Origin of the sequence: Photobacterium sp. WH24 (genome assembly GCF_019204055.1) — a bacterium.
In the GTDB taxonomy this organism is placed as follows: Bacteria; Pseudomonadota; Gammaproteobacteria; order Enterobacterales; family Vibrionaceae; genus Photobacterium; species Photobacterium arenosum.
In genome coordinates, this window is sequence record NZ_JAGSOZ010000014.1 from 95,072 (window position 1) to 101,929 (window position 6,858).

Sequence of the window (6,858 nt, forward strand, 5' to 3'; positions counted from 1 at the left end):
TCAGCCTGATTTTGTCATCAACACAAACCCGAGTGCCGACTTAGAGCGGCAGTCCGGAATAGGCGTGATGCCAGTCTTTCCACACCACCTCAAAACCGTGCTGTTTCACTGCATCGGCAACATCAGCCACGGCACGCTCATCACTGATAGCAAACTGCTCCAGCTCAGGTTCATCATCGGCATAGCCGCCAGGCTGGGTTTTGGAGCCCGCCGACATACTGGTGATCCCTAGTGGCAACACATTATCGCGAAAATGCGGCGACTCCCGGGTCGACATGGACAACTCGACTTCAGGATTAAACAGCCGGTAGGCACAAATCAGCTGCACCAGCTGGCGGTCGCTCATCACAGACTTCGGCTCCAGCCCCCCCGTGCAGGGGCGCAGGCGCGGAAAGGAAATCGAATAACGGCTCTGCCAGTAAGTGCGTTCGAGATAATCCAGATGACTGGCGGTAAAAAAGCAATCTGTGCGCCACTCCTCCAGGCCAATCAGGGCACCAATACCGATTTTGTCGATCCCGGCGCGTGCCAGCCGATCCGGCGTTGCCAACCTGTATTCAAAATCCATTTTATTGCCGCGCAGATGATGCTTGGCGTACGTCGGAGCACTGTAAGTTTCCTGATACACCATGACCGCATCCAGCCCCAGGGTTTTCAGCTCAGCATACTCGTGCTGATCCAGCGGCTGGACTTCCATCGACAGATAACTGAAGTGGCGTTTAATCGCCGGCACACATTCGCGGAAATAGGCCATGCCGACCTTGCGCTCGTGCTCACCGGTGACCAACAGCACATTATCGAAGTTTAATGCCTTGATCGCTGCACATTCCCGCTCAATCTCGTCAAGATTTAACGTCCGTCGCTTGATCTTGTTTTCCATGGTAAAACCGCAATAGGTGCAGCTGTTGGCACAGAGGTTCGACAGGTACAAAGGGACATAAAACCCGATTGTCCGGCCAAAACGCTGCCGCGTCAGCGCGGCAGACTGCTGCGCCATCTGCTCGAGATACGGTTCCGCCGCAGGCGAAATCAGTGCTTTGAAATCTTCCAGATCGCGCTTTCGTCTACTGAGTGCCCGCTCGACATCTGCAGCTGTTTTACTGTAAATCGACATCCGGACATCATCCCAGTCCAGCTGCCGCCATACATCCACATAACTCATGGCGTCTCCTTACGCGCTGGCGTCTAAAAACGCAGTTAACGGGCTGGACGCCACGGCATGGCTGACTTTACCGGCCAGGCCGGCTTCGTACGCCATCCGGCCGCTCTCCACTGCCAGTTTAAAGGCCAGCCCCATCGCAACCGGATCCGCCGCTGCCGCAATCGCCGTATTCACCAGCACAGCATCTGCACCGCGTTCCATGGCTTCAGCCGCATGTGAAGGGGCGCCGATCCCGGCATCTACAATCACAGGCACCCGGGCCTGATCGATAATGATGTCGAGAAAATCACGCGATGCCAGTCCTTTATTTGAACCTATCGGTGCGCCAAGAGGCATCACAGCTGCACAGCCCACTTCCTCCAGCCGCTTACACAACACAGGGTCAGCATGGCAGTAGGGCAGCACAATGAAGCCTTGTTTGACGAGCGCTTCGGCTGCCGCCAGCGTTTCAATAGGATCCGGCATCAGGTATTTCGGGTCTGGATGGATTTCCAGTTTCAGCCAGTTTGTTCCCAAAGCTTCACGGGCCAGCTGCGCGGCAAAGATCGCTTCTTTCGCATTCTTGGCCCCCGAGGTATTCGGCAGCAGGTTGACCCCCGCTTCGCGCAGCGGGGAAAGAATGTCGTCATCACGGTTATCAATATCCACCCGTTTCAGTGCCATGGTCACCAGCTCAGAACCGGATGCTAGAATTGACTGTGCCATTATGTCCCGGCCGGCATATTTGCCCGTACCGGTAAAAAGTCGGGATGAAAAGGTTTTATCGGCAATGGTCAGCATGTCAGCCTCCTGCTATCGCTTGAAACAAGGCGATTTCATCGCCGTCATTGAGCCGCTGATCGGCCCAGAACTCGCGGCCCAAAATGGCCTGATTGAGTGCAACGGCCGTCGCATCCAGCGGCATGGTCAGTTGCTCCAGCAACTGTTGCAGCGAGCTTTCCGCCGCCAGCTGCATGGCTTTATCGTTCACCAGAACGGTTATTGTGGTCATAAAGATTCCTTACTGCATACAGGACATTGAGGGTTGGCTGGCAAGGTAAACTGCTGCCATTGCAGGCTGAGGCCGTCGAACTGGCGGAACTGGCGGACACAGAGATCACCGCTGTCGGTGATGGCTTTCACCGCCTGCAGCGCCTGAAAGGTTCCCATAATGCCGACAACAGGCCCGGCAATACCTGTCTCACTGCAATTTTGCGGTGCTTGCATTTCCCCCTGAGGAAATAAGCAGTGGTAGCAAGGCCCCTGCTGTGCGCGAAAATCAAAGCTCATCAGCTGTCCCTGCCAGCGAATCGCCGCGGCAGAGATCAGCCGCTTGCCGTGTTCAAAGCAGGCCTGATTAATGGCATGCCGGCTGACAAAGTTATCGGTGCAATCAAGCACCACATCAGCCAGACTGATTTCCATCGCCAGTTGCAGCTTGACCAGTCTGGCCGTCACTGCGCGGGCACGGATCAGCGGATTGAGCGCTTTGACCTGCGCCACGGCGGCCTGCGCTTTGCTCTCACCCTGATTATCATCACGGTAGATAATCTGGCGCTGGAGGTTAGAACGCTCGACACGATCGCCATCGGCAATCACCAGACTGCCAACGCCCGCCGCCGCCAGATATAAGGCCGCCGGCGCACCAAGCCCACCTGCACCGATAATCAGCACTCTGGCTTGTTGCAGGGCCTGCTGGCCCTGCTCTCCGATTTCCGGTAGCTGTACCTGGCGCTGATAGCGCAAAAAAGACTCGTCTGTCAGCATGACTACCTCACCAGCTTGTCAGCAAATGCCGCCAGTGCCTGCTCGGTATCCTCAGCGGCTGTAACGGCACGCACCACTGCCACACAGGACACGCCTGTCTGCCAGACATCCGCAACATTGGTGAGATCAATACCACCAATGGCAACGGTCGGGTAACGGCCAGCCACAGTATTCAGGTGCTCTTTTAACTGGGCGACACCCTGTGGCGGAGTCGGCATGTCTTTGGTTGGGGTCGGGAAAATATGGCCGATCGCCACATAGCTGGGTGCCAGTGCCAGACCGCGTTGCAGCTCAGCTGCTGTTCGGGTTGACACCCCCAGCCGGATATCTGCCTGGCGCAGCGCATCAAGATCCGCGATATCCAGATCTTCCTGCCCCAAATGCACACCATAAGCACCGTGCCTGAGCGCCAGCTGCCAGTAGTCGTTAATAAACACCTGGGCGTTGTGCTCCCGGCCCAGACGAATCGCTTCAATAATCTGCGCTTCCAGCTCAGGATGGGCCGGATCTTTGATCCGCAGCTGAACGGTTTTCACCCCCAGTGGCAGCAACCTGGCAATCCAGCGGACATGGTCAACAACAGGATAGAGCGGCCCGATGCCGCCCTCCATAACAGGAAATGACGCTTGCATCACATCACTCATGCCTGCTCTTCCTCATGGCTTTTTGCCTGATGGTAGAGCTCGCTGCCCTTGTCACGAAACTCCTCCGCTTTCTGGCGCATCCCTTCCAGCGGATCATCAAGCATTTGAATCACCTGGGCGTCTTCTTGCGCTTTAGCGTAGTCCCGCACTTCCTGAGAGATCTTCATGGAACAGAATTTCGGTCCGCACATTGAGCAGAAGTGGGCTACTTTGCCCGATTCCTGTGGCAAGGTTTCATCATGGAAAGCCCGCGCGGTATCCGGGTCCAGCCCCAGGTTGAATTGATCTTCCCAGCGGAATTCGAAACGGGCTTTGGACAGGGCATTATCACGCACCTGTGCGCCCGGATGTCCTTTGGCCAGATCAGCGGCGTGGGCACACAGCTTGTAGGTGATCAGACCGGTTTTAACATCGTCTTTGTTCGGCAGGCCAAGGTGTTCCTTGGGGGTGACATAGCACAGCATGGCGCAGCCAAACCAGCCAATCATCGCCGCACCTATACCTGAGGTAATGTGATCATAGCCAGGGGCAATGTCCGTCGTCAGTGGGCCTAATGTATAAAAAGGCGCTTCATGGCAGTGCTTGAGCTGTTCATCCATGTTTTCTTTGATCAGGTGCATAGGCACATGCCCCGGCCCTTCGATCATCACCTGGACATCGTACTCCCAGGCTACCTTAGTCAACTCACCTAAAGTCCGCAGCTCACTGAACTGGGCTTCATCATTGGCATCAGCGACCGAGCCGGGACGCAACCCGTCACCCAGCGATAGGGAGATATCGTATTGGGCACAGATTTCGCAAATCTCGCGAAAATGCTCATACAGAAAACTTTCTTTGTGGTGCGCCAGGCACCATTTCGCCATGATAGAACCACCGCGAGAAACAATCCCGGTTACCCGCTTGGCGGTCATAGGGACAAAGCGCAGCAGCACACCGGCGTGGATGGTAAAATAGTCAACGCCCTGCTCCGCTTGCTCCAGCAAGGTGTCTCGAAAGACTTCCCAGGTCAGGTTCTCAGCAACACCGTTCACCTTCTCCAGCGCCTGATACATAGGGACAGTCCCGATGGGCACCGGGCTGTTGCGGATGATCCATTCGCGGGTTTCATGAATATTTCGGCCCGTCGACAAATCCATCACGGTATCGCCGCCCCAGCGGGTCGACCACACCAGTTTTTCCACTTCTTCTTCAATTGAAGAGCTCACGGCCGAGTTACCAATATTGGCATTCACTTTCACCAGGAAGTTGCGGCCAATGATCATCGGCTCGGATTCCGGGTGGTTGATGTTCGACGGAATAATCGCGCGGCCTTCAGCCACTTCCCTGCGCACAAACTCGGCTGTGATGTCTTTGGGCAGATTGGCACCGAAGCTGTGTCCCGGGTGCTGCTGGTTTAGCACCTCATCACGGTATTGAGCGCGGCCCATGTTTTCCCGGATCGCGATATATTCCATTTCCGGGGTGATAATGCCCTGCCGGGCATAGTGCATCTGAGTCACACACTGGCCAGCTTGAGCACGGCGTACACGGGCTCGGTGAGCAAAACGTAGATCTTCAAGTGTATCGTCGGCCAGACGCTCTTTGGTATAGGCAGAGCTCAGTTCATCAAGCAGTTCGGTATCGCCGCGCTCCTCGATCCAGCTTTCACGCAGTTTTGGCAACCCGTTATAGATATCAATAGATTGGTCAGGATCGGTATAAAAGCCTGAAGTGTCATAAACTCGAATCGGTTCATTAGGCTCAAAGATAGGGTTGTTCTTATCGCCACCGACCAGGGAATCGGCCTGAGCGATTTCACGCATACCAACACGGATATCATCCCGGCTGCCGGTGACATAGACTTTCCGTGAATTAGGGTAGGCTTGGGTGGTGAGTGAATCAATGAATTGTTTCGCTTCCAGTCTCGCTTGTTTGCGACTCGACATAGCAATTTCCTTTTTCAAAGTTAGGGAAGTTGCTTGACGGATGGGCGCGTAAACAAGAGGCGGACACATGTAGGGCGTGTCGCATCGTCTGATACAGCAGCAGTACAAATATGGTACAGCTAGGCAGATGATTTACTCTTGTTCCCTTCGCAGATACTAATCTGATCAGGTTCAACGGATCCCGCAATGCGGTCTCAGCCAGTTGGCACTCCGACAAGTTTCAGTCAAAGAGTATAAGGAAGCATCACCCTCTCAGCAAGTCGTCTTTTTCATCCCCACATCACTACAGCGTTTTCTGCTGGCAGATCAGCACATCACACTTCAGGTGTTGCGCCAGTTCATAACGTAAATCACCCAGCCAATGTATTCCGGGTTTGTAGTTACCCGTGATCACTAAATCGACTTTGATCGTCTTCCCCAGCGCAATCAGATGTTTGGCAACATCACCATCGGCCAGATGGATAGCCGCAATCGGATGCGGTGAGTGTTTTGCCAGAGCGGACAACTGAGCCATTCTTTTCAGCTCCTGCTCGTTATGCGCCTCGTCGAGTTGTAAATCGATATCCAGAAAGCTGACATTCCCTACACCAGGTTCTACATATGCCAGATGCAGATCCGCATTATTTTGCTCTGCAATCACGCCTGCTTTTGCAACCAACTGTTTTACATTCAAATCATCAGGGTTGATTGCCAGTAAAATGGTATGGTACATACCCATAATCACCTCTACTCCTGCTAGGATTAGTGCACAATGTAAACCTTCACGTGAAAAAGCAAGTCACTCTGTGGCAGCAGGATTTACTCATGCCTTTTTCACAATAGCATGTAATGACTTTGTCACCATCAGGGCTTTCTATGAACCAACTGATTATTCTGGGCTATGTTGCTATGGGCGGGGCGCTCGGGGCCTGTTCACGCTACCTGATTGCCGAACTCTCTGTGATTTTATTAGGCAAGGGATTTCCGTACGGGACACTGGCCGTCAACATCACAGGCTCTTTGATTATGGGTATGCTGAGCTCAGCACTTAACCAGGGCATGATAGAAGCTACACCTTGGCGCCCATTGATTGGCATCGGTATGCTGGGTGCTTTAACAACTTTTTCCACATTTTCGATGGATAACCTGATACTGCTCCAGCAAGGCGCCTATATCAAAGCTGGCTTAAATATTATGCTGAACTTATCTCTGAGCCTATTTGCTTGCTTCGTTGGATTTCAGTTGCTTCAGCGTGGATAGGCGGATGAATTGCCTATTGCGTCTAAAAGGGAAGTGAGGTTCACTCCAAGCCCTAACATAGGCCTGTGAGTGAAATTGAGGCATAGAAACCCCGCCTGATGACGAGGTCTTTATACCATTCTAAGTAAGAATATGATCTAAC

General features: G+C 53.7%; 8 protein-coding genes and 1 riboswitch. Of the genes, 1 reads left to right on the top strand and 7 read right to left on the bottom strand.

Features of this window, described 5'->3' with window-relative positions; all coding sequences use genetic code 11:
* Positions 1–40: 40 nt before the first annotated feature.
* From thiH to KCG43_RS16560, 7 genes are all read right to left on the bottom strand, one after another.
* Positions 41–1,162, bottom strand: a complete 1,122-nt coding sequence (gene thiH / locus KCG43_RS16530; RefSeq protein ID WP_218386319.1) for a 2-iminoacetate synthase ThiH — start codon at positions 1,160–1,162, stop codon at positions 41–43.
* Between the two features lie 9 nt (positions 1,163–1,171).
* The gene (locus tag KCG43_RS16535; RefSeq protein ID WP_218386321.1) at positions 1,172–1,942 is read right to left on the bottom strand and encodes a thiazole synthase; all 771 of its coding nucleotides are present in this window, start codon (positions 1,940–1,942) and stop codon (positions 1,172–1,174) included.
* Between the two features lies 1 nt (position 1,943).
* The gene (thiS, locus tag KCG43_RS16540; protein ID WP_218386323.1) at positions 1,944–2,153 is read right to left on the bottom strand and encodes a sulfur carrier protein ThiS; all 210 of its coding nucleotides are present in this window, start codon (positions 2,151–2,153) and stop codon (positions 1,944–1,946) included.
* Complete coding sequence (locus tag KCG43_RS16545) at positions 2,150–2,908, bottom strand: HesA/MoeB/ThiF family protein (protein ID WP_192017380.1); 759 nt, start codon at positions 2,906–2,908, stop codon at positions 2,150–2,152. Before KCG43_RS16545 ends, thiS begins: the two co-directional genes overlap by 4 nt.
* 2 nt (positions 2,909–2,910) lie before the next feature.
* Positions 2,911–3,552, bottom strand: a complete 642-nt coding sequence (thiE, locus tag KCG43_RS16550; protein ID WP_218386325.1) for a thiamine phosphate synthase — start codon at positions 3,550–3,552, stop codon at positions 2,911–2,913.
* Positions 3,549–5,477, bottom strand: a complete 1,929-nt coding sequence (gene thiC, locus KCG43_RS16555; protein ID WP_192017379.1) for a phosphomethylpyrimidine synthase ThiC — start codon at positions 5,475–5,477, stop codon at positions 3,549–3,551. Before thiC ends, thiE begins: the two co-directional genes overlap by 4 nt.
* Positions 5,478–5,602: 125 nt before the next feature.
* Positions 5,603–5,700: riboswitch (TPP riboswitch) on the bottom strand.
* A 60-nt stretch (positions 5,701–5,760) separates the two neighbouring features.
* A complete protein-coding gene (locus KCG43_RS16560) occupies positions 5,761–6,189 on the bottom strand; it encodes a universal stress protein (RefSeq protein WP_237795812.1) in 429 nt (142 codons plus the stop codon).
* Positions 6,190–6,332: 143 nt separating this feature from the next.
* Between KCG43_RS16560 and crcB the strand changes: the two genes are divergently transcribed.
* Positions 6,333–6,716: a fluoride efflux transporter CrcB gene (gene crcB / locus KCG43_RS16565; RefSeq protein WP_192017378.1), complete on the top strand. Its 384-nt coding sequence runs from the start codon at positions 6,333–6,335 to the stop codon at positions 6,714–6,716.
* Positions 6,717–6,858: the final 142 nt, after the last annotated feature.

Coding starts and splice junctions, on each gene's coding strand:
- thiH (WP_218386319.1), bottom strand. CDS start 1,162: ATGAGTTATGTGGATGTATGGCGGCAGCTGGACTGGGATGATGTCCGG.
- KCG43_RS16535 (WP_218386321.1), bottom strand. CDS start 1,942: ATGCTGACCATTGCCGATAAAACCTTTTCATCCCGACTTTTTACCGGT.
- thiS (WP_218386323.1), bottom strand. CDS start 2,153: ATGACCACAATAACCGTTCTGGTGAACGATAAAGCCATGCAGCTGGCG.
- KCG43_RS16545 (WP_192017380.1), bottom strand. CDS start 2,908: ATGCTGACAGACGAGTCTTTTTTGCGCTATCAGCGCCAGGTACAGCTA.
- thiE (WP_218386325.1), bottom strand. CDS start 3,552: ATGAGTGATGTGATGCAAGCGTCATTTCCTGTTATGGAGGGCGGCATC.
- thiC (WP_192017379.1), bottom strand. CDS start 5,477: ATGTCGAGTCGCAAACAAGCGAGACTGGAAGCGAAACAATTCATTGAT.
- KCG43_RS16560 (WP_237795812.1), bottom strand. CDS start 6,189: ATGTACCATACCATTTTACTGGCAATCAACCCTGATGATTTGAATGTA.
- crcB (WP_192017378.1), top strand. CDS start 6,333: ATGAACCAACTGATTATTCTGGGCTATGTTGCTATGGGCGGGGCGCTC.